Genomic DNA, 21,979 nt, shown 5'->3' on the forward strand with positions numbered 1-21,979 from the left:
GGTGAAGATCGACCCGGTGGTCGCGGCACAGAACACGGCCCGACTCGCCGCATCGGCTCAGGCGAAGAAGACCGGCAAGCCAGTACCCGTACCGGAGCTGACCACCGAACACGCCACCACGCAGGCCAATCCCGACGGCACGTTCACAGCGAGCGAGTCCGTCACGCCGCAACGGGCGAAGGTCGGCAACACGTGGCAGGCCATTGACACGACTCTCGCGAAGGGACGCGACGGCCTTATCCGTCCCACATCAGCGGTCGACCACATCACGGTGTCCGCAGGCGGAGCCGGCCCGCTGGCATCGGTGGAGATCGGCGGCAAGACGTTCACGATCACTTGGCCCCTCGGCCCGCTGCCGACACCCCAACTGGCCGGCAGCGACGCCACCTACCCGGGCGTCCTGCCGGGAGTGGACCTGAAGGTTACGGCGGCCGCCGAGGGCATCAGCGAGGTCCTCATCGTGCACGACGCCAAGGCAGCCGCCAACCCGGCACTCGCCAAGCTGCGGTTCGGCGTGTCCGGCACGGGGGTGACGATCAGGACCGACTCCTCCGGCGCCCTGGTCGGCGTCGATGCCGACGGTCAGGTGGTGTTCAAGGGCGCCACTCCGCTGATGTGGGACTCGACGCCCGCGCCGCCTCTACCGGCCGTCCTCAACGCGACGGCGGCATCCGTCGCGGGCACGCTGACGTCACAGAACCCGCTGGACGGACCGACCGACGACGCCAAGACCGCGACAATCCCGGTGACCCTTTCAGGTAACACCGCCACCATGGTCCCGGACGCCGCGATCCTGACTGGTCCGACCACGGTGTACCCCGTGATCATCGACCCGGCCATCAACGCGAGCCAGAGCGACTTCGCGGAGATCCGCGGCGGTACTCAAGCGGGTCTGTCATTTTACGACGGCGGCCCGAGCAATCAGGGCATAGATGCCAACGGGAGTTTCGTCCGGGCCGGCTGGGATGCCGGCATCGGAGGCGCGATACGCGCTCTGTTCTCCTTCGACGTCTATGACACTCTGCAAGGCATCGACAACGGCCTAGGCCAGAACACAGGCGACTACGCCGAAGAGAATTCCACCAACATCACCGAAGCCACCTTCACGGTGACCGCCAAAGGATCCACCGGCTGCCCGGCCATCCCGCTTTTCGACGTCTACCGGACCAACGCGTTCGGCAGCGCGCCGACCTGGAATTCCGACGGCCCCACTTCAAGCGGCGCCTACGGACCCAAGGCAAAACTTCTCGGCCAGGTTGGGCCCAACGCCTGTGGTGAGCCCGGCCAGATGTCGATCGATGACACCGCAGACGTGAAGACGGTGTACACCAACGCCTTCAACGAGGGAAACACCCATCGCGCCGCCCTCGGCGTCCGCATCGCCACCGAAGCCTCGAACAATCCTTACTGGTCGTTCTACGCACACGATAACAACAATCCGGGGGCATATGATGCGAGGCTGAACATCACGTATGTCTCGGCCCCATACATCACCCAGCTCTCCACGACTCCGGCCCTGACCAGTTCCGCGGGCTGCGGAGATCAGGACACCGCCGGTGCGCTGCAACAGAACGCGGGATACCTCCAGAAGAACATCGGCAACCAGGTTACCCTCGGCGCGCAGTTCACCGACATAGACGGCAACCGACCGATCCAGACCAACTACTGGTTCATCGACCACGACCTCAACAACAACTACTTCATTCCCGGCCCCGGCCAGACGAACTACTACGGAAACGTCAACTCCGTGCCCGGACACGCCGTAGGCTTCCCAACCACGGGCGCGACTCTGACGCAGAACGCCGGGCAACTGCAAGAAGGACACCTGTACAGCTTCGAGCCCTACGCGCAGGACGCATTCGACTCCGGATACCTGAACTCTAACGTCGCCGGCTCCACACAAGAGTGCTTCTTCAGGGTCGCTTTCAACGCGCCCGACCCGCCGACGGTGAACGCCCCCGACTTCCCGCAGCTGGGTAAACCGTCCCTGCCGAACATGTACGCCACCATGGCAGACAGCGCGGGATTCCAGATCACCGGGACCACCACCGGGGTGAACATCGATCACTTCGACTACGTTCTGAACGGCGACTCGTCCAAGGTCGGTGACACCTCCGCGGGCGGCGGCTCGGTGGCCGCCACCGTCACCGGCACCGCCCTGGCGGGCAACGGCGCGATCGCGACGATACCCGTCCCGCAAGGCATGACGACCTTCGGCACGAACACACTGTGGGTGCGCGCCGTCGACAAGGCCGGCAACCAGTCGCAGTTCAGGCAGTACGACTTCTACCTGCCCGGTAACCCCGCCGCAGTGGCCACCCTGGGCAACGTGACCGGCAACGGCGTACCGGACGTCGTGGCGGCGCAGCCTGTGAACCCGGCCCAGCCGACCAGTGCCACCAACCCTGAGCACTTGGTGACGTACCCCGGCAACTCCGACCCGAACGCCGGCTCCGCCACGTATTCGAAGATCACCGAAGCCGCCCCGGCGGCTGACGCCCCCGACGGCGCTTCGTGGGCCAACACTCTGATCACGCACCGCGGAGCACTCCGAGGCACCGCCGTCGACGATCTGTTCGCCTATAACACGATCACGCACGGCATGTACTACTACCTGAACAAGAACGTCTTCGGCGGCGTGATGAACTCCGATCAGTTCGCCGCGAACCAGAAAGTCGTCATCCAACGCCCGGTCTGCACTCCGGCGGCGGCGAACAACTTCTGCATCGGATACGCACCCGACTGGTCCGGCGTCAAATCGATCCTCGCCTTCGGAAACGCCGCGGGAAACAGGGTCGGGACATTCGCCGGTCGCACGAACTTCTTCACGGTTGAAGACGACGGCAACCATGGCGGGAATCTGTGGATGTTCTCGCCGGGGCCCGGTCTGGGACAACTCTCCAACCCGATCCTGATATCCGGTGACGGTTCCTGGCTCGACAAGGACCTCATGGCCGTCAGCGATCCGAACGGCGGGCTGCCAGACCTGTGGGTGCGCGATCAGGGCACCGGCACTCTGTATCAGTACCAGAACAAGCTCAACGCCTCGAACGTCGAGGATCCGACCAGCCTGGGCAACGTCGCCAACCGGACCACCTTCCCCGGTTCCTATCCCGTGACCGCCTATGGCACGCTGACCTCGGCCGGCAACCCCAACTTCAAACCGAACTCCTCCGGGCAGCTGACCGGTTCCCTGACCCAGGACGGCCCCGCCGCGCTGGCCGCGGTTCAGCCCGACGGCCAGCTCAAGATCCTGCCCGGCTCCAGCACGGGACCTGTCACCTCCGCCCACGGCGATTGGGACACCTCCCAAACTGCATGGACAGCCACGAACGGAATCACTCAGGTCAACGGAGCTGGCATAAGCACCACCAGCGGCGTCTTCGAGTCCGGCGCGTGGGACACTCTTTGCCTGGATCTCAACAACGGCGATCCCAGCCCTGGAAACTACGTCCAGTTGTGGCAATGCAATGGGCTGGTCAACCAGAACTGGAACGTCTTCTCCGACGGCACGATCCGCTTCAGCGGCAATACCGCCAGCTGCGTCGAAGTGGGTCCGTCCCCCGGAGACATCGGCGCCACCATGGCCGGTGACCCGATTATCATGGCCACATGCCCCGTTGCGGGCGCTCTGCCGTCCGCGGCCGAACACTGGATCCTGCGCGCTTCCGACGGACAACACGGCGCATTCAACCTTTATAACCCGGCATCGGGGCGGTGCTTGGACGCCCTCGCCAACAACGGCCAGCACGCACAGCTCTTCGATTGTGTGGACACTGCTTCGAGCCCGCGCGGCGCCCAGCAGTGGTTCACGCCAGCCAGCGCCGTGGGCACGCAAACCACCCTGGGCGCGGGCATGGCCACGGCTACCCAGGAGCAGGCGACTCAGAGCACGTCGATTATCACCAGCCCCCAGTACTACGACGGCTCGGCGTACCAGTTGGCCGGGCAGGCTGTGGGCGACCACTACGGCGTCGACTACTACGTCCCCTACGACGGTGACTACATCGTCTGGACCGGCATGATCACCAACAGTGCCTACGGCATCGACCAGCTGACCGTGGACTCGACTGTCATGCCGAACACGTTCAACGCCTACGGATCCACCGGATATGGCACGCCCTACTGGGGGAAGATACATCTGACCGCAGGAAGGCACTCGTTCGTCTTCACGTCGATCGGCAAGGATTCGAGGTCCACCGGATATGGCATCGGGCTCGACTACCTGCAGCTGCAGCCGGTTCACGGCACCGGTCCGAGTGATTCACTCGTCTTGAGCAGTGTTTCGGGTACCAACAACTCTTCCGCAGTGAATCAGCCAGTCACTGCCGACGCCTCTGGGTCGCTTCCCGGCACCGCGGCGATCACGTCTTACACGTTCGACTTCGGTGACGGGACTGTTGCCGGACCGCAGTCCGGCCCAACCGCATCGCACACATACACCGTGGTAGGCACCTATGAAGTGAAGGCTACGGTGACCGACTCCAACGGCGCCGTCGCCACCGCTACCCGCCCAGTAACCATTCTCAGTAGCCCACCGGTCGCCAACGGCGACTTTGAAACAGGAACCCTGTCCGGCTGGACCGCGTCCTACAACTCGGGGATCACCACCACCAACCCGCACGGCGGCACCTACGCCGGACAGATCAACGCGCCGACCGGTGGCAGCGGATCCATCGAGCAGGTCGTCAATGGTCTGAAACCCAACACCTCCTACACCCTGAGCGGCTGGATCCGCACCGACGGCGGCGTAACCAACATCGGCACCAAGAACTACGACGCAGACCCCAACGACGACACCGGCAACACCACAACCGCCACCGCCTGGACCCTGCTCACCAGCCAATTCACCACCGGACCCACCAACACCAGCGTCGACATCTACTGCTACCGATCCACAGCAGGCACCTCCGCGTGTGACGACTTCACCCTGATGGTCACGCCGGCGGCAGGGGCCGTGGCCAACCCCGACTTCGAGACCGGGAACCTGGCCGGCTGGAGCGCCGCATACAACTCCGGCATCACCACCACCAACCCCCACGGCGGCACCTACGCCGGACAGATCAACGCACCCACCGGCGGCAACGGATCCATCGAGCAGGTCGTCACAGGGCTGATCCCCAACACCTCCTACACACTCACCGGCTGGATCCGCACCGACGGAGGCTCCACCATCCTCGGCACCAAGGACTACGACGCCGACCCCGGCGACGACACCGGCGCCACAACCACCAACACCGGCTGGACCCAACTCACCAGCCAGTTCACCACCGGACCCACCAACACCAGCGTCGACATCTACTGCTACCGATCCACAGCAGGCACCTCAGCCTGCGACGACTTCAGCCTCGCCCAAACCCCGGCAACCGTGGCCAACGGCAACTTTGAGTCTGGTGACCTGTCCGGCTGGAGCGTGTCCTACAACTCCGGAATCACCACCACCAACCCGCACGGCGGCACCTACGCCGGGCAGATCAACGCACCCACCGGCGGCAACGGATCCATCGAACAAATCGTGGGCGGCCTGACACCAAACACCACCTACACCCTGAGTGGCTGGATCCGCACCGACGGCGGCGTGACCAACATCGGCACCAAGAACTACGACGCCGACCCCAACGACGACACCGGCAACACCACCACCGCCACCACCTGGACCCAACTCAGCAGCCAATTCACCACCGGCCCCACCAACACCACCGTCGACATCTACTGCTACCGATCCACGGCAGGCACCTCAGCCTGCGACGACTTCACCCTGACCAAGAACTGACCGGGAGCCGCAATAGCGGCCGAACCAACCGAAGGGCGCTGCCGTATCGGCAGCGCCCTTCGCGCATTCACTCCCGGCTGATCGTTCGCAAAGACCCAGGGCTGCCGGTGAAAGCAGACCGAAGCCCGTTACCGAGTTCAAGCCCGGTCGCTCTCCGATCGATGCTCAGGGCCCAACGCCGAAGCTTGACCAGATATGCATTGGCCCGACACCGACCGTGGCCACGCTGGTTGATCCGCGATCAGACGGGTTTTCGCCTCCAGCAACCTGTGGGGCTCGGGAATACGAATGTGCCTGTGAGCTTGGTGTTTCCCGATTCTGACCGTTGGGTTGGGATCCTGGCGGGATGTTGCTGTCGATGGTGTACCGCGTCACGCGGCGTGTGCTGGGATCCGTGGCGGTGTTGCTCCGCCGTGAGGTGTCCAAGGACGCCGAACTGCTCGTTCTCCGGCACGAGAACGTGGTGCTTCGTCGCCAGATCGTCAGGGTCCGTTACGAGCCGGCCGACCGGTTCTGGTTCGCGGTTCTGTCCTCGCTGATCCCGCGCCGGCGGTGGGCCGAGGTGTTCCCGGTCAGTCCAGCGACACTGCTGGTCTGGCATCGCCGCCTCGTCGCTCGCAAGTGGGATTACAGCGCCCGGCGGAGACCCGGCAGGCCACCGACGGCCGCGGCGGTGAAGAAGCTCGTGCTGACGATGGCGAAGGACAATCCGATATGGGGTCATCGCCGTATTCAGGGTGAGCTGGTCAAGCTCGGCCACCAGATCGCATCCTCGACGGTGTGGGAGATACTGCACGCGGCCGGGATCGATCCGGCGCCGCGGCGTTCGGGTCCGACGTGGAAGCAGTTCCTTACCACGCAGGCCAACGGTATTCTCGCGATCGACTTCGTGCATGTGGACACGATCGGTCTGAAACGCCTATACGCCCTGATCCTCATCGAGCACGGGACCCGCCGCGCGCACCTGGCAGGGGTGACTGCCCATCCGACCGGGGAGTGGACGGCTCAGGCTGCCCGCAACGTCCTGATGGATCTGGCCGAGCGCGACAAGAAGTTCAAGTTCCTGATTCGGGATCGCGACACCAAGTTCACGGACGGATTCGACGCGGTGTTCGCCGATGAGGGAATCCAGATCCTGAAGAGTCCGCCCCGGGCACCGAGGGCGAACGCGATCTGCGAAAGGATCATCGGGGAGCTACGCCGCGAACTGCTCGACCGGATACTGATCATCAACGAAGAGCACCTACGCCGGACCCTGACCAGCTACCTGACACACCGGAACGAGGCCAGACCGCACCGCGCACTCAGGCAGCTCACGCCAGCCCAAGCCGAAACCGGGCCGCCCGCGCCGGTCAACCTGGCGGACTATCGGATCCGCCGGAAACCCATCCTCGGCGGACTCACCCATGAGTACCAGATCGCCGCCTGAACCACAGGTCAACTCCTGATTCGTATTTCCGAGCCCCACAGGTTCGCTCCAGGCCCAGGGCACCATCGCCGAGTTCACATGCGGCCACCGAGCCCGCCACTGCCGCTACCACGGCCTCGCAAAGACACACGTCCAACACGTCCTGACCGCAATCGCCGTCAACATCGAACGGCTCAGCCAGCAAGAACCCGCCGACTCCGACTACCGGCCCCGGCCACCCACGGCGTTCCAGCAGCACCTCGACGCCCACGACCCACCCCGCCCGCTCTGGTGGCGCCAAGGAAAATGACCTTGCGGCTCAAGATTCCCGACAGAGTCTCCCATTGACCTGGCTGTGCGTACCCTGCGCTCCGCTCTGCTCCCGGATAGCTGAGCACCCGGCAAGCCAAGCGGGCGGCAACGTGGTGCCGGTTCTCCCCAAAGCTCACTCAGCGGCCCGGATCCACACGGTATCCACCCTCGGATGCGGGCCGCCCACACCTCGTCGCTTGCCTGGCAGCACTCGCCGCCGTCAGGAGAACTGGGTCGGCGGCGTCAGCTGATCGGCGGCGAGGGCGACGAGGCTTGAGCGGGCCTCTTCCAGTATCTCGGCGGGGATGCGGTCCGCCAGTGCCAGTACATTGCGGTACTCGGCGGCGGCCTCGGCGTCGTCGCCCAGGTGGGCGAGCGCGTGGGCGCGGTGCAGGTGCGCCTTGGCCGCAATTCGGTGGTAGCCGCGGGCGTCGAGATGCTTGCCGGAGTCGCGGAGCGCATCGGCCGCTTCCGCCCAGTCTCCGAGATTGAGGTGGACGATCGACACGTGGTAGCGGGCGGTCAGGGCTGTGATCTCCCGGGCGTCGGGCGGTATGCGGTCGTCATTGCGGGGATCGGCGAGAGCGGCGGCGACCTCTTCGTAGGTGTCGATGGCTTCGCGTTGGCGACCGGCCCTGTGCAGCAGCATGATGCTCACGTTGGAGGCCTGGAGGTATCTTCTGGTCTCACCGGCCTGGGCGAAGTATTCCCGGGCTAGGCGGCAGTTCTCGGCGGCGGATGCAGCGTCGCCCACTGCGGACTGCAGGACGCTGAGTCGGAGATATGCCCGTGCCTGTTGAATGGAGCTGTCGGCGGCGGTAGCGATGCGGAGCGCGTCTGTGGCGGCCTTGAGCGCATCGTCGTGGCGGCGTTCGCATTCCCAGTAGACCCACGCGAGTTGGTTTCGATGGCGGGCCTCCAGCGCGGCTTCGCCCAGCTCCGCCGCGGCTTGGGCTGCGTATACGAAGATCTCGGCCCAATGGCCCCAGGACAACCAGTTGTCGGGGAACGCGCTCGCGGCTATTCCGACGGCGTTGACCATGGTGTGGTCGCCGCTCTCGCACGCGCTGCGGAAAGCCGCCAGCCAGTTGTCGCTCTCCGCCTTGATCCAGCGCAGCGCCTGCTCGCGGTCCTCCAGGATGACCAGGCCGCCGAGGTCTGGCAGCGGCGCGCTGTCCTCCGGTTCGTACCGGTGACCGGCGGCGATGACGGTGTTAAGCAGCCAAGTACGCAGACGGGAACCCGCGGCGACGGAGTACTGCTCGTCATCCTCCGAGCGGTGCTGAGCTCTGGCGTAGAGGCGCAGCAGGTCGTGGAAGCGGTACCGGTCCTCGCGATAGGTGGTCAGCAGCCCCGCCTCCAGGAGTTCCTCCAAGACGTCCTCAGTTTCGGGCAGCGACGTCTCACCGAGCACTGCCGCCAGCGGCATGCTGAAGTCCGGTCCCGGCACCAGGGACAGCAGTCGAAACAGTCGTGCCGCGGCTGGGGCGAGCCGCGAGTACGACAGCGAGAACGCCGCATTGACCCGCAGGTCGCCGGCGCTGAGCGCGTCAAGCCGGCGATCCTCGTCGGCGAGCCGGGTCGCGAGGCGTTGCAGGGTCCAGTTCGTGCGCGTGGCCGCCCAGTTCGCGGCCACGCGAATAGCCAACGGCAGATGCCCGCACAACTCGGCGACCACTTGCGCGGCGTCCGGCTCGGCGTCCACGCGCGCGGATCCGACGACGGCACGCAGCAAAGAGGCGGACTCCCGCTGCGCCAGCGAACCCAGCTCGACACGCTGCACACCCTCCAGCCCGGCGAGGGTGCGACGACTGGTCACCACTACCAGCAAGCGACCCGTGCGCGGCAGCAGGGACCTGACTTGGGATTCGCTGCCGGCATTGTCCAGGACCAGGATCCCTTGGAATCCGGCTGCCATCGCGTGGTAGCGCGCGAGACGTTCCTCGGCGCTCCGCTGCGCCACTTCGATTTCCGCCGCGCCCCAGGCACCGAGCAAGCGCAGCATCGCCTCCTGCGCCGACAGCGGCTGCTCGTCCAGGCCCTGCATGTCCAGCAGGAACGCCTTGTCCGCGAGGCGCGGCGCGAGCTCTTCGGCAAAGCGGACCGCGAGTGTGGTCTTGCCGCTTCCTGGCGCGCCGAACACGACCGCGACCGGCGGCGTGCCGTCCTCGGCAGGCTGTTGTGCGAGCGCACGAAGCACGGCGAGTTCCGCCTGCCGCCCGACGAAGTCCCGGACCCCCCTGGGCAACGTGTACGGCGACGCCATGAGCGAAGCCGAAGGCTTCACCTCCGGACGGCTGGCACGCGCGGCTGCCAACAGCGCGGAATGTGCTGCTTCATCGAGCTTCAGGCCCTGCACCAGCGCGGTGACCGTGCCACGTTGCGGACGCAGACTCCGCCCTCGCTCCATGTCGCTGATCGCGCGTACCGAGACGCCTGACGCCTCGGCCAGCTCCTCCAGCGTCAAGCCGTGAGCCCGGCGCAGTTCCCGCAGCGTCCGACCGAACCGCGTCCCGCTTCCGTCCTCCACCGCACCTCCGCCTGTTCTTTATGGTCACGGAATCCCCTGAGCTGCATCTCATCCTTACACAGGTACCACTTCTGCCTGTTCTTCTGCATGGTCCACCCGGGCTCGGCGTGATGGGATCGTCGGGACGGCAGCCGACGCTCCTGCCGATCGCCCCAGCCGGTCTGTCGGTCTGCGCGGGCCAGGTCGGTGACCGACTCGTCGTGGCTGAGGGTTCAGGCTGGGTACGGGAGGATGAACATGACATCGGGTGCTGGGGACAGCGCCGCCAACGCCCTGATCGGACGGGAGCGGGCGGTGGACCGGGTTATGGAGCTGGTCACGGCCGAAAGTTCCCACCCGGGGTCGCTGCTGATAGTCGGCGAGTGCGGCGCGGGGAAGAGCCGGCTGCTCGGCCTGGCCGCCGAGCAGGCCCGCCGGCGCGGGATCCGGGTGCTGGCGGCCCAAGGCGACGAGATCGAGTCCCGCCAGCCCTTCGCCTCGCTGCACCAGTTGCTGTTCCCGGTGTTGGACACCGTGGACGAAACCTGGCCGGGCCATCTCCGGGAGACACTCCACTCGGTGTTCGGCCTCGCCCCGGTACGACCGCTGGACCCGATGGAGCTGCGGGTCGCAGTCCACAAACTGCTCAGCGGACTCGCACGGCGAACCCCGGTGCTACTGATCATCGACGACCTCCAGCACTTCGACCGCGATTCCCTGGACATCCTGTTCTTCGCGACCCGTCGGCTCGCGGACGAAGCGATGTCGGTGCTGTTCGCGGCGCGCGGCGAACAGCTCCCTCCCGGACTTCCAACCGATCTGTCCGTGCTGTCCCTCGGGCCGCTGTCGGAACACGCTGCGGCGACCCTGCTTGACGCGCAGCCCTGGTCGCCTTCGGGACGCGCCCGGATGGACCTTCTGCGGCAGGCCGAAGGGAATCCCCTGGCGGTCATCGAGCTGTGCCGAGCGATGCGCGCCGGCAGGCAAACGACTCCGGACGGCGTGGTGTCGCCGTCGTCCCGGATCCGGCATCTGTTCGCCGCCGGACTCGACGGCCTTCCCAAGGACACGCAACGCGCGCTGCTGTACGCGGCTGTGGCGTCCGAGCGCGAGGACCTCGCGGTCATCATGGCGGCTCTAGGGAGCGCCGACCTGGCTGTCTGGTCTCCGGCCGAGGCCGTGGGCCTCGTCACCGTCGTCGGCGGACGCGTCGTCTTCCGCCATTCCCTGGTCCGCGCGGCCGTGGTCCACCAAGCATCGGCCCAGCAGCGGCACCAGTCGCATCGGGACCTGGCCCTGAGGCTCCACACGGAGCCGTCCCGCCGGGCCTGGCACCTGGCCGGGGCGAGCATCGGTCCGGACGAGTCGGTCGCCGCCGCCCTGGAGGAGAGCGCCGGCCTCGCCCAGCAACAAGGCGGGCTGTTTGCGACCGTACGTGCGCTGGAGGAGGCCGCCCGCCTGAGCCCGTGCGACAAGGACCGGGCACGGCGACTGTCCAAGGCCATCACCGCGGCGAACGATTTCGGTGACCCCTCCTGGGTGCGCGAGTTGTACGCCGACTTCCTCGCGGTCAACGAGGACCCCGAACTCCTGGGCCCCGCGGCGTGTGGGGCGGCGTGGGCGCTCTCGCAGTTCTCCTTCCAGCGTGAGGCCTTCGAGTTGCTGTTCGACGTCATGACGAACAAACCCCCGCGCAGTGCCCGGACCATCTACGCATTACTCGCGGTCGCCACTGGAGTGGTCCACAAGTCGGGTCTCCCGGAACATCGGCACGCGCTGCGGCAGATGCGGGATCAGGTGGCGCAGGCGATTCAGGTGGCTGAGGCTGTGCAGGTCGAGCACACCGAAGCCGACGCGGGCCCGGAGCGGACAGCGCTCTACCCCGTGCTCGCCAAGGAAGAGGCCGTCGATGTCCACCTAGCCCTCACCAGGACGGTCGCCGAGCCCGGAGGACAGAGGCACCTGCAGCTCCGGGCCTACCTGAAGGAGCGGCCGATCCCCGGGCTCAACGGCGTCGCCGACACCGCCCGCATGAACGCCGTCGGGTCGCTGGCCTACCTGGCCGACGAGTCAGACGTGTGCGTGGACGTGCTCCGTCAGGTGATCGCCGGGTTGCGCGCCCGCGGCTTCCTCGCCCCGGCCATCCTCTTCACTCTGCTGGCCGGCGCGCTGTTGGACACCGGCCGATGGGCTGAGGCAGAGGAGCTCATCGACGAGGGCGCCGCCCTCGCCGCCGTCCGCAAGATGACGCACGTCGAGCTGGACCTGCAAGCCCTGAAGGTGACCGTCCGCGCGCTGCGCGGTCACAGCGAGCCGGAGATTGTGCTGACCGGTCCGCTCTGGCACGGCGTCAGCCTCGACGAGAACCGTGCCACCGACGCGCTGAGGCTGCGGGCCCGCGGCTTGCACGCCACGGCCACGGGCGACCACGAGAGCGCCTTCCGCCACCTGCGGGAACTGTTCGACGGGGATGGCGAACCGCTGCACTTCTTCCTGTCCGCCAGGTCGATCGCGGAGCTCGCCACCGCCGGGCAGCGGACCGGCCGCCAGGAGGACCTCGTACCGGTTCTGGCCGCGGTCCGCAGACAGCAAGGCGCCCGGCCCTCGACCCGCATGACGCTGTTGATGCACCACGCCGCGGCGTTGATCGAGGGCGGGGAGCAGGCCGAGCACCATTTCCGGTTGGCCGTCGCCAATCCTGCCGCCGACCAGTGGCCGTTAGAGCGCACCCAGGCGCGCCTGAACTACGCGATGTGGCTGCGGCGGCAGCGCCGCGCGAAAGAAGCGCGCGCACAGCTGACCATCGTCGCAGAGTCCGCGGTCAGGCTCGGCGCCGATCTCCTTGCCGGGCAGGCTCTGAGTGAGCTGCGGGCCAGCGGTGTCGTCGTGGCACCGAGCTCTGCGGACGCCCTGAACGATCTGACCGCGCAACAGCGGCAGATCGTCCGGCTCGCCGCCAGTGGCCTGACGAACCGCGAGATCGGCGAGCAGCTCTTCCTGTCGCCGAGAACCATCGGATCCCACCTGTACCAGGTGTATCCCAAGCTCGGGATCAGCAGAAGGCACCAGCTCCGCGACGTCCTCCAGGAAACGTGACACGACTAAGATGGGATGAATGAAGCCGGAAGTGCAGCCGGACCCGGAACCGGAGGATCCGCCGTCGGACCGCCGGTCAGCGGTGGTCATGGATTCGGCGGTGCAGCGCCTCATCGACGCGTCCGCCGATCCTCCGTATCTGCACGAACTGGGACCGGTCGACGGCCGCGAAGCCCTGCTGGAAGCCCAAGGTGACAGATTCGAGGACTTCGACGTCGCCGTAGCCTTCCGGGTCGCGGTCGTGGAATCGGACCTGGTCGGGTTCACCACGCTCCGGCCCAGGGGACTGATCGGCAAGCTCCCGGTGATCCTCTACGTCCACGGCGGCCGGTGGATGCTCGGCGACGCCCAGACTCACGCCTACCTCGCGGCCGAACTGGCCATCGCCGCCGGTGCGGCGGTGGTGATGCCGGAGTACACGCGGACGCCTGAAGCCCGCTACCCGACCGCGATCGAAGAGTGCTACGCGACGATGACCTGGGTGGTCCAGGAGGCCGACAAGCTCGACGTGGACACAGATCGGCTGGCGCTCGCCGGCGACTGCGCCGGTGCCACGATTGCCACCGCCATGACCATGCTCGCGCGTCGGCGCGGCGGTCCGCGGATCAGCGGACAGCTGCTCTACTACCCCGTTTTGGACGCTCGGTGCGACAGCACTTCGCAGCGGGAGTTCGCCACCGGACACCTGCTGACCCGCGACGCTTTGAGGTGGTACTGGGAGGAGTACATCGCGGACCCGCGTCAGCAAGCTGATCCCATCGCGTCGCCGCGGTGCGCTACTCGCGAGGACCTCGAGGGTCTTCCGCGGACTCTGATCATCACCGCGGAGGCCGACGTCACTCGCGACGAAGGTGAGCATTACGCGCGGCGGCTGCGGCATGCGGGCGTTCCGGCGACTGCCCTGCGTTTTCTTGGCACGGTCCACGATTTTGTGTCCCTGTCTGCCTTGCGTGACAGTCCGCCGACCCAGACGGCGATCCGGCAGGGCGGCGATTTCCTGCGCGGAGTCCTGCACAGCTCGCGCTGATTCGCACGGCGCCCTGGCACTGCTTACTGGTCCACCCCTTTTCCCGTCTGTCCGTCCGCCTGCCAACTCCCGACTACATGACGGTCAAGGGCACCAGTCAAGCGACCGGTGCGTCGCCTCCGCTGCCGTTGTGACTCCAGCGCCATGAACGCAAGTGTCAATCAATCGCTGGTCGCTGCACGTGGTTCCTATGGTGAGCCCACCCCACCCCCGCCGTCGTCCTGGTCCACGGCGACACGGTCGTCGGCCCCGGTGATCTCGTCGTTCACGACAAGGCCCGTTCAGCGCGGCGAACCCCGAGCGGTTCCGCACGACCGTGTTCCAGCTGCCCAAACGAATGGTGAACATGCGCGACAGCGACATCAAGATGGTGACTGCGACCGCGATCCGTCCGGAAGGCGGCGTGGCGGCGGTTCTCGCTCCGATGTTGCGTTTACTCACCGCCGGTGCACGCACCGACGGTGCGGCGGTCGGTGAGAAGCTCGCGGGCAACGTCACCGACCTGCTGGCCACGCTCGTCGCGGACGCCCGCACACCGATGCCGAATGAAGTCCCGGCCAGCATGGATGATGTCATCCGCAGGGACAATCTGGGCCGAGCCGATCTCACTGGGCGTGGTACCGGGACCAGAGTGCGTGGCTGCCCACCGCGAGGCCGCCGAGCAGCACCGTGGAGACGCATGTTCCCTCGAAGATCGGCTGGTAGCCGTGCTCCGTCATCGAGCCGGTGAGGCCGGTCGCGGCCGAGCTGCCCAGGAAGGCGGAGGCCACGAAGAAGGAGACAGCTGTGGCCCGCGCGGCCGGTGCGACGTCCGTGGCCCAGCCCTGGAGCGAGGAATGCAGGAAGGCGTTCGAGGTCCCGATGAGGATGGCGGTGACCACCAGCGCCCCCACGCTCTGCGAGAGGGCCGCGATAAGGAACGCCGTGAACAGTGTGGCCGAGCCGATCGCGATCATGCCGGTCCGGCCGATGCCCGCCACGGCCAGCCGCGCCAGGAACGCGCCGCCGATGACGCCGATCCCGTAGGTGGCGCCGACTGCGCCGGCCACCGCCGTCGACAGACCGTCGCGTTCCAAGGCGGGCACGATGTAGGTGAGAATACCGAGCAGGATCGCGCCCTCCAGCACACCAAGCAGGTATGTCCAGATCGGCCAGGCGGTGAATGCACTGCGCACTTCGTGGCGCACCGTTTCCTTGGCCCCCGGCGGTTTCACCGGCCGCAGAGCCAGCAGGAAGACCGCGGTTCCGGCCACGGTCACCCCGAAGACCACTCGCCAGTTCAGCCAGACGGCGAGCCCGCCCGCCGCCAGCATGGCCACCGTGGTGCCCAGGGCGGTGAAGGTCTGCAGGCCGGAAATCTCGCGGGCCCGAGCGGCGCCGGCGTAGGAGTCGCCGACGACGGTCAGCATGTTCGGGAACAACGAGCCGATGAAGAACCCGGTCACCGCCCTGGCAACCAGCAGCGCGCCGAAGCTCGGAGCGATGATGCTGGCCAGGCTCCCGATCAAGGCGCCGACCAACGCCACGCGCAGCACCTTCAAGCGGCCGAGGCGGTCCCCGAGCAATCCCCAGATCGGTTGTCCGAGGGCGTACATGAGCACGTATACAGTCACCAGTTGCACGGTGCTATTGAGCGAGACCCCTTCCGCTCTGGTGAGAAGCACGAGCATGGGTGGTGTGGCGAACCGATCATAGAAAGACAGGAAACTGATGCCCCGCATGAGCGGAACCGGGATCAAGGAAGCGGGTCGACCCGCGGGCTCGCCGGCGGTCCGCTCGGAATGATCCCGCTGGGCGATCACGTCCGTCATGATTCACCCCGCCCGGGCGGTGGACCGGATTCCCGCCCGCCGCGATCCGCGAGACCGATCTCCTCGGACAGCGCTTCGTGGCCGACGCTCAGATCTGCGTCCAGGACGTACCCGACCGCCGTGTGCTCCGGCAACACCGGATGGCCGATGTCGGTCCCGAGATCGAATCCGGCGGTATCGATGGCGGCCTCGAAAGCCAGCAGGAAGTGGATGTTGCCGTGGGCGGCATGGCCCGCGACCGCGGCGTCGAACCCATGGCTGCGCTGCAGCTCGGTCAAGGCCTCGCAGGCTTCTGCCAGGCGTGCGGGAGGCACCGCGAAGTCCTCGGTGATCAGCGTCGATCCAGCCGGGCGGGCCTTGCCGACCGCGGTCATGAACGCCTCGCGGGCGTGCCAGTACGTGCGGATCGCTTGGGGATCGTCTATGAAGCGGTTAGTGATGGACGCGACCGGCGACACCAGCGACAGCTTCGCCGTGACCGCGGCGGCAGCCCCTCGGTGGGCTTGGCGCGCCGACTCGTCGGCTGCGCGGAACTCCACCAGCAGGGCGGCAGCTTCGCGCGGGATATCGGCCCAGTCTGCGGGGACGCCGTCCACGCTCGCGCAAGCGCGCAGGGTGTTGCCGTCCATAAGCTCCACGGCCCGGGCACCGGCTTCGTTGAACAGCGGCACGGCCGCTGCCGCCGCGGTCATATCCGGAAAGACCAGCAGCCCGGTGTGCACAAGACGGTCCAGGGATACGGTCTTGAACACGGTCTGAGCGATGAAGCCCAGCGTGCCCTGGGAACCGACCATCAGGCCGCGCAGGATCTCGACCGGGGTCGAGCCGTCCAGGAACGCGTCGAGGCGGTAGCCGCTGGTGTTCTTGAGCTCGTATCTCGAGCGGATCCGGGCGACGAGCGCGGTGTCGGTTTCGATCTCCGCCTTGATCGCCAGCAGGCCCTCGCACAACTCGGGTTCGGCCACGCGCAGGATCTCGTCGGCATCTGGGGCCCCGGTGTCCACGACCGTACCCGACGGCAGGACGACAGTGAGGGACGACAGCAGCCGATAGGAGTTGCGGGTGGTCCCGGCTGTCATGCCCGAGGCGTTGTCGGCGACCACACCGCCCACGGTGCACGCACTCGAACTCGCCGGGTCGGGCCCCATCAGCCCGCCATGCCGGGCGAGCGCGACGTTGACCCGCCCCAGGGTCGTGCCAGGGCCGATCCTGACCTGGGCGCCGCCATCGAGCACTTCGATGCCGGTCCAGTGGCGCCGCACATCCACGAGGATGTCCTTGCCCTGGGCCTGCCCGTTCAGCAACGTCCCGGCCGACCGGAACACGACGTCCCGCCGCTGCTCGCGGGCGTAACGCAGCACGGCGGCCACGTCCTCGGCGTTCTCGGCCACCACCACGACCTGGGGGACGAACCGGTACGGGCTGGCGTCCGAGGCGTATCGCACCAGGTCCGAGAGCGTGTGCAACACCTTCGGCGCGCCGACCAGGCCGACCAGGTCCGTTCTCAAGCGGTCGGGCGTCCCGGAGGCGCGCTCGTCGGGCACCCGATCGACGGACGGGCCCTCGGTGGAGGCGGGTCGAAGCTTTCCCGGGGCTGGTTCAAGCAGCGCCATCTGACTCTCCGTTCACGGCTGTCGGTGCTCGTCGACGTGGCTAGGGACGACAGCCCTCGTCGATCCATGAACGAAGACGGCGCACGTCGTCCTCGGGCCAGGTGAAGCCTTCGTCCGGCGGCGGCATCCGCTTGGCGGCGATGGAGTGGTACACGCGCTCGGCATTTTCCATGTCTGACATGTATGCGTAGTCGTCGAGCCGAACGCCGAAGCGCATCATGTGCTCGATGTCGATCGCGCGGAACAGGGGGCGGATGTCGCGCTCGAAGCTGACGGGGTTCTCGGGCATGCCGCGACTCTAGGATTCCGTGATCCGTCCGTATTGACCCCGAACGCACATCGACCGGTCGCGGCGTGCACAGTTGCAGGAGCCTTACGCGCTGGAGGAACCCTCGCTGCCTTTCAGCAGATGGTCGCCGGCGATCCATCGTTCGGCGTCGTCCCAGCTGACCCGGCCGTCGAAGTCGGGGTGCCGGCGCAGCCACGAGGCGATGAAGGGGCACACCGGGACGATCGTCGCCCCGGTGGCGGCCACCGCGGCGAGCGCCTGGCGGGCCAGTTCGCCGGCCAGGCCCTGGCCGGCGAAGGCGTCGTCGATCTCGGTATGGATGAACACGACACGGTCTCCACGTATGCGGTATTCGGTGAAGCCCGCGAGCGCCCCGTCATGGAGGATCTCGTAGCGGTGCTCGTAGCGGTGCTCGTGGTCGTTGTTCACGACCGCGATCGCCGGGGACGTCACTGTGCCACCGGGGGTGTCTCGCCGGGCTGGATGTGCGGTATCGCCTCGGTCGGCTCCACGCCCATCTTCCCTGCGTGGAAGTCCATCAGCGCCTGGCGGACCTCGTCCTCGGTGTTCATCACGAAGGGGCCGTAGTGGACGACCGGCTCGCGGATCGGCTCGCCGCCCAGGACGATCACGTCCAGGTTGGGGTGACGCGAGTCCTGCTGTTGGTCGGCGGCGATGACGATGCTGTCACCCGTCCCGAACACCGCGGTCTGAGCGGTGTGGATCGGCCGGTTCTCCGCGCCCACGGTGCCGCGACCGTTGAGCACGTACACCAGGGCGTTGAAGTCCTTGCGCCACGGCAGCTCCACGCGGGCGCCCGGGGTCACCGACACGTGAGCCAGGGTGATCGGGGTATGGGTGATGCCCGGCCCGGACACACCTTCGATGGCGCCGGCGATAACGCGGACCAGCGCGCCGCCGTCCTGGGAGGAGGCCAGCCCGACCTGGCCGGAGCGGATGTCCTGGTAGCGCGGAGGCGACCACTTCTTGGCCTTCGGCAAGTTCACCCACAGCTGGATACCGTGGAACAGGCCGCCGGACAGCACCAGGTGTTCGGGCGGCGTCTCGATGTGCAGCAGGCCGGAGCCGGCGGTCATCCACTGCGTGTCGCCGTTGGTGATGGTGCCTCCGCCGCCGTGGCTGTCCCGGTGGTCGAAGATCCCGTCGATGATGTAGGTGACGGTCTCGAAGCCGCGGTGCGGGTGCCACGGCGTGCCCTTCGGCTCCCCGGCCGCGTACTCCACCTCGCCCATCTGGTCCATCATGATGAACGGGTCCAGATGTTCGGTGCGGATGCCGGCGAACGCCCGGTGCACCGGGAAGCCCTCGCCCTCGAAACCGGACGGCGCGGTCGTCACCGCCAGCACCCGACGGGGCACGGTCCCCTCGGCGAGGGGTTCGATCCGCGGCAGGGCCAGCGGGTTCTCTACGGTCACAGCGGGCACGACGTCCTACCCCGCGCGGCATGTACGAGAAGCCCGCGAACGTCTTCGTGGCCGGCTTCATCGGCTCCCCCTCGATGAACCTCATCGAGGTACCGATCGTCGACGGCGGCGTGCAGCTGGACGGCCTGGTTGTGCCGGTGGCGCGCAAAGCCCTGGACCTGGCGGCCTCCGGCGGCGCCAAGACGCTGACACTGGGCGTGCGGCCGGAGTCCTTCGACCTGGTCGGCGACGCCGAGGGCGCGATCGCGATGGAAGTCCACCTGGTCGAGGAACTCGGCGCGGACGCGTTCGCCTACACCTCCGCCGAGGTCGGCGACCACACCGTGGACCTGATCGTGCGGGTCGACGCCCGCGCCGTCCCGATGAAGGGAGACACCCTCTACGCCAAGCCGCACGGCCACGAGACGCACCTGTTCTCGGCCAGCACCGGCGAACGCCTGGAAGGCTGACCTTCGCGGCGTACGAACACGCGCGCCGTGGCCCGCTGACGAGACGGACCACGACGCTCGCCGCACCAGGTGACGCGGTTTCAGCCGACGGACGAGGCGGCCTTCATGATGGTGTTCGCGACCACACCCGGCTTCGTCAGCAAAGACAGGTGGCCCGCGGGGACCTGCACGATCTGCGAGCCGGCACGCTTGGCCATGGCCAGCAGTTCCGCCGGCGGGATGACGTGGTCCTGGGTGCCGACCACCGCCCAGGAGGGCAGCGTCTTCCACGCCGGGACGCCGGACGGCTCGGAGCCCGCGCTGACCGCGAACGGCCGCTGGCCGGTGGCCAGCAGGCTGGCCTGCGCGGCCGGCACCCCGTTGGCGAAACAGTTGTCGAAGCCCTGGTAGGTCCCGTTGGGGGCGACCTTGAGGTAGGCGTCGACGTCGCCGGCCGGGCCGCCCGGGTACGGGACGAAGTTCAGGAACGACGTCGGGTCCGCCGCCACGCACGAACCGGGCTGCGCGGCGTTGATCTGGAACACGGTCTCGCCCTGGTCGGGGATGTAGGCGTCGTCGTAGACCAGCCCCTTGACGTTCGGGCTCTGCGTCGCGGCGTTGGTGATGACGAAGCCGCCGTAGGAGTGGCCGACCAGGATGACCGGGCCGGGGATCGTGGACAGGAAGTCGGCGATCGTCTGCGCGTCGCTGGCGACCCCGCGCAGCGGGTTCGGCGGCGCATAGACCGTGTAGCCGGCGTTCTGCAGGCGGGTGATCACCGGGTTCCAGCTCGACGCGTCGGCCCAGGCTCCGTGGACCAGGACGATCGTTGGCTTCGCCGACGACGTCGGGGAGGTGTGGTGCGCGGCGGCGGCGCCCAGCGGCGCGGCGGTGGCCGGCGAGTCGGGACTGAGCGCGACTACGCCTGCGAACACGCACGCCGCGGCGATGGCGCCGCGACGTGCCTTCTTAGTGGACAGCATGTTTGATTCCTTCTGCTGGGTGTGCGGGATTGATCGTTAGCAGGCTGCGAACGACTGGTGGAATACCGGAGGGGGAAACGCGGGACGGGAGCCTCAGGCCGCCTGCCGGGTGTGGCCGCGATCAGCCTCGCCGAGTCCGCCCCAGACCCCGAAGGCCTGGCCGGTGCGTTGAGCGAAAGCCGCGCAGGCTTCCTTGACCGGGCATCTCCGGCAGAACGGCGGCGGTTCCGAACTCGCCGATGACCGGGATACGGCGCCGGTCAGGCCGCCGGATTGAACGCGCTGTACAGGGTCTGGACGGCCATGGTGATGGCACCCTGCGCGGCGTGCGTGGGTCGCAGCGCGTTGAGCATCACGAAGTCGTGGATGACGCCCTGGAACCGGACCGCGGTGACCGGGACGCCCGCGGCCCGCAGCTTCGCGGCGTATGCCTCGCCCTCGTCGCGCAGGACGTCGGCCTCGCCGGTGATGACCAGCGCCGGCGGCAGGTCGGCCAGCTGCTCCACGCTCGCGCGCAGCGGCGAGGCGGTGATCTCGGCGCGCTGGGCCGGGTCGGTCGTGTACTGGTCCCAGAACCACTGCATCGCGTCGCGGCGCAGGAAGTAGCCCTCGGCGAACTGGTGGTAGGAGGCGGTGTCGAAGCTCGCGTCGGTCACCGGGTAGAACAGCACCTGCTGCACCAACGGCACTCCCCCACGCTCCTTGGCCATCAGGGTCAGCGCGGCACTCATGTTGCCGCCCACAGAGTCGCCGGCCACGGCCAGCCGGCTCGCGTCCAGCCCCTTGGCGGCGCCGTCGGTGACAATCCAGCGGGCGACGGTGAAGTTCTGCTCGATCGCGACCGGGTAGCGCGCCTCGGGCGAGAGTGAGTATTCGGGGAACACGACGGCGGCGCCGACGCCGACCGCGAGTTCGCGGACCAGCCGGTCGTGGGTGTGGGCGTTGCCGAACACCCAACCCGCGCCATGGATATAGAGGATCACCGGCAGTGTCCCCGTGCTCCCCGCGGGCTTGACGATCCGGGCCTGGACCGAACCGGTCGGGCCGCCGGGAACGGTGACCCACTCCTCGTCGACGGCGGGCATGGCGACCTCACCGGACTGGACCTCGTCCACGGCCTTGCGGCCCTCGACCGGGCCGAGGTCGGCCAGGTACGGCGGGTTGGCCGTGGCCTCGGCGAAGGCCTGGGCCTCGGGTTCGAGCACCGGCTTCGCGGAAACGTTCTCGGGCATTGTGATCTCCCTTGTTAGATGAGGACCCTTACCGGGACTGACACTAAGTAGCG

The 21,979-nt window shown here is 67.5% G+C and carries 14 protein-coding genes and 1 pseudogene; 6 read left to right on the top strand and 9 right to left on the bottom strand.

Going from position 1 to position 21,979, the window contains the following annotated elements:
* Position 1: 1 nt before the first annotated feature.
* The 3 genes from ABH926_RS42685 to ABH926_RS42695 all read left to right on the top strand — a co-directional run bounded on the left by ABH926_RS42685 (position 2) and on the right by ABH926_RS42695 (position 7,491).
* Positions 2-5,773: a carbohydrate binding domain-containing protein gene (locus ABH926_RS42685; RefSeq protein WP_370372254.1), complete on the top strand. Its 5,772-nt coding sequence runs from the start codon at positions 2-4 to the stop codon at positions 5,771-5,773.
* A gap of 346 nt (positions 5,774-6,119) precedes the next feature.
* A complete protein-coding gene (locus tag ABH926_RS42690; protein WP_370372256.1) occupies positions 6,120-7,202 on the top strand; it encodes an integrase core domain-containing protein in 1,083 nt (360 codons plus the stop codon).
* 64 nt (positions 7,203-7,266) lie between these two features.
* Complete coding sequence (locus ABH926_RS42695; RefSeq protein WP_370372384.1) at positions 7,267-7,491, top strand: transposase; 225 nt, start codon at positions 7,267-7,269, stop codon at positions 7,489-7,491.
* Between the two features lie 222 nt (positions 7,492-7,713).
* Here ABH926_RS42695 and ABH926_RS42700 read toward each other — a convergent pair whose 3' ends face one another.
* Complete coding sequence (locus ABH926_RS42700; RefSeq protein ID WP_370372258.1) at positions 7,714-10,023, bottom strand: helix-turn-helix domain-containing protein; 2,310 nt, start codon at positions 10,021-10,023, stop codon at positions 7,714-7,716.
* Positions 10,024-10,260: 237 nt separating this feature from the next.
* Here ABH926_RS42700 and ABH926_RS42705 point away from each other — a divergent pair, with 237 nt between their 5' ends.
* Together ABH926_RS42705 and ABH926_RS42710 are read left to right on the top strand one after the other, a co-directional pair.
* Positions 10,261-13,098, top strand: coding sequence for a helix-turn-helix transcriptional regulator (locus tag ABH926_RS42705; RefSeq protein WP_370372260.1), 2,838 nt, complete (start codon positions 10,261-10,263; stop codon positions 13,096-13,098).
* A 19-nt stretch (positions 13,099-13,117) separates the two neighbouring features.
* Positions 13,118-14,125 carry an alpha/beta hydrolase gene (locus ABH926_RS42710; RefSeq protein ID WP_370372262.1) on the top strand — a complete coding sequence of 336 codons (1,008 nt, stop codon included), beginning with the start codon at positions 13,118-13,120 and terminating at the stop codon, positions 14,123-14,125.
* Between the two features lie 605 nt (positions 14,126-14,730).
* Here ABH926_RS42710 and ABH926_RS42715 read toward each other — a convergent pair.
* The 5 genes and pseudogenes from ABH926_RS42715 to ABH926_RS42735 form a co-directional block, all read right to left on the bottom strand.
* Positions 14,731-15,936 carry an MFS transporter gene (locus ABH926_RS42715; protein WP_370372264.1) on the bottom strand — a complete coding sequence of 402 codons (1,206 nt, stop codon included), beginning with the start codon at positions 15,934-15,936 and terminating at the stop codon, positions 14,731-14,733.
* Positions 15,937-16,118: 182 nt separating this feature from the next.
* Positions 16,119-17,549, bottom strand: a pseudogene (locus tag ABH926_RS42720) (FAD-binding oxidoreductase); the annotation flags it as partial.
* A gap of 40 nt (positions 17,550-17,589) precedes the next feature.
* Positions 17,590-17,838 (bottom strand): hypothetical protein, encoded by a 249-nt coding sequence (locus tag ABH926_RS42725; RefSeq protein WP_370372266.1) that lies wholly within the window; start codon positions 17,836-17,838, stop codon positions 17,590-17,592.
* A gap of 84 nt (positions 17,839-17,922) precedes the next feature.
* Complete coding sequence (locus ABH926_RS42730) at positions 17,923-18,291, bottom strand: GNAT family N-acetyltransferase (RefSeq protein ID WP_370372267.1); 369 nt, start codon at positions 18,289-18,291, stop codon at positions 17,923-17,925.
* Complete coding sequence (locus ABH926_RS42735) at positions 18,288-19,283, bottom strand: pirin family protein (protein WP_370372269.1); 996 nt, start codon at positions 19,281-19,283, stop codon at positions 18,288-18,290. The genes ABH926_RS42730 and ABH926_RS42735 overlap by 4 nt, the downstream gene beginning before the upstream one ends.
* A 20-nt stretch (positions 19,284-19,303) precedes the next feature.
* Here ABH926_RS42735 and ABH926_RS42740 point away from each other — a divergent pair, with 20 nt between their 5' ends.
* A complete protein-coding gene (locus ABH926_RS42740; RefSeq protein WP_370372271.1) occupies positions 19,304-19,732 on the top strand; it encodes a hypothetical protein in 429 nt (142 codons plus the stop codon).
* Between the two features lie 80 nt (positions 19,733-19,812).
* Here ABH926_RS42740 and ABH926_RS42745 read toward each other — a convergent pair whose 3' ends face one another.
* The 3 genes from ABH926_RS42745 to ABH926_RS42755 all read right to left on the bottom strand — a co-directional run bounded on the left by ABH926_RS42745 (position 19,813) and on the right by ABH926_RS42755 (position 21,926).
* Complete coding sequence (locus tag ABH926_RS42745) at positions 19,813-20,694, bottom strand: alpha/beta fold hydrolase (RefSeq protein WP_370372273.1); 882 nt, start codon at positions 20,692-20,694, stop codon at positions 19,813-19,815.
* A gap of 93 nt (positions 20,695-20,787) precedes the next feature.
* On the bottom strand, positions 20,788-20,958 hold the full coding sequence (locus ABH926_RS42750) for a WhiB family transcriptional regulator (protein ID WP_370372386.1): 171 nt from the start codon (positions 20,956-20,958) through the stop codon (positions 20,788-20,790).
* On the bottom strand, positions 20,955-21,926 hold the full coding sequence (locus tag ABH926_RS42755) for an alpha/beta hydrolase (protein WP_370372275.1): 972 nt from the start codon (positions 21,924-21,926) through the stop codon (positions 20,955-20,957). The genes ABH926_RS42750 and ABH926_RS42755 overlap by 4 nt, the downstream gene beginning before the upstream one ends.
* Positions 21,927-21,979 lie beyond the last annotated feature (53 nt).

Origin of the sequence: Catenulispora sp. GP43 (assembly GCF_041260665.1) — a bacterium.
Classification (GTDB): Bacteria; Actinomycetota; Actinomycetes; order Streptomycetales; family Catenulisporaceae; genus Catenulispora.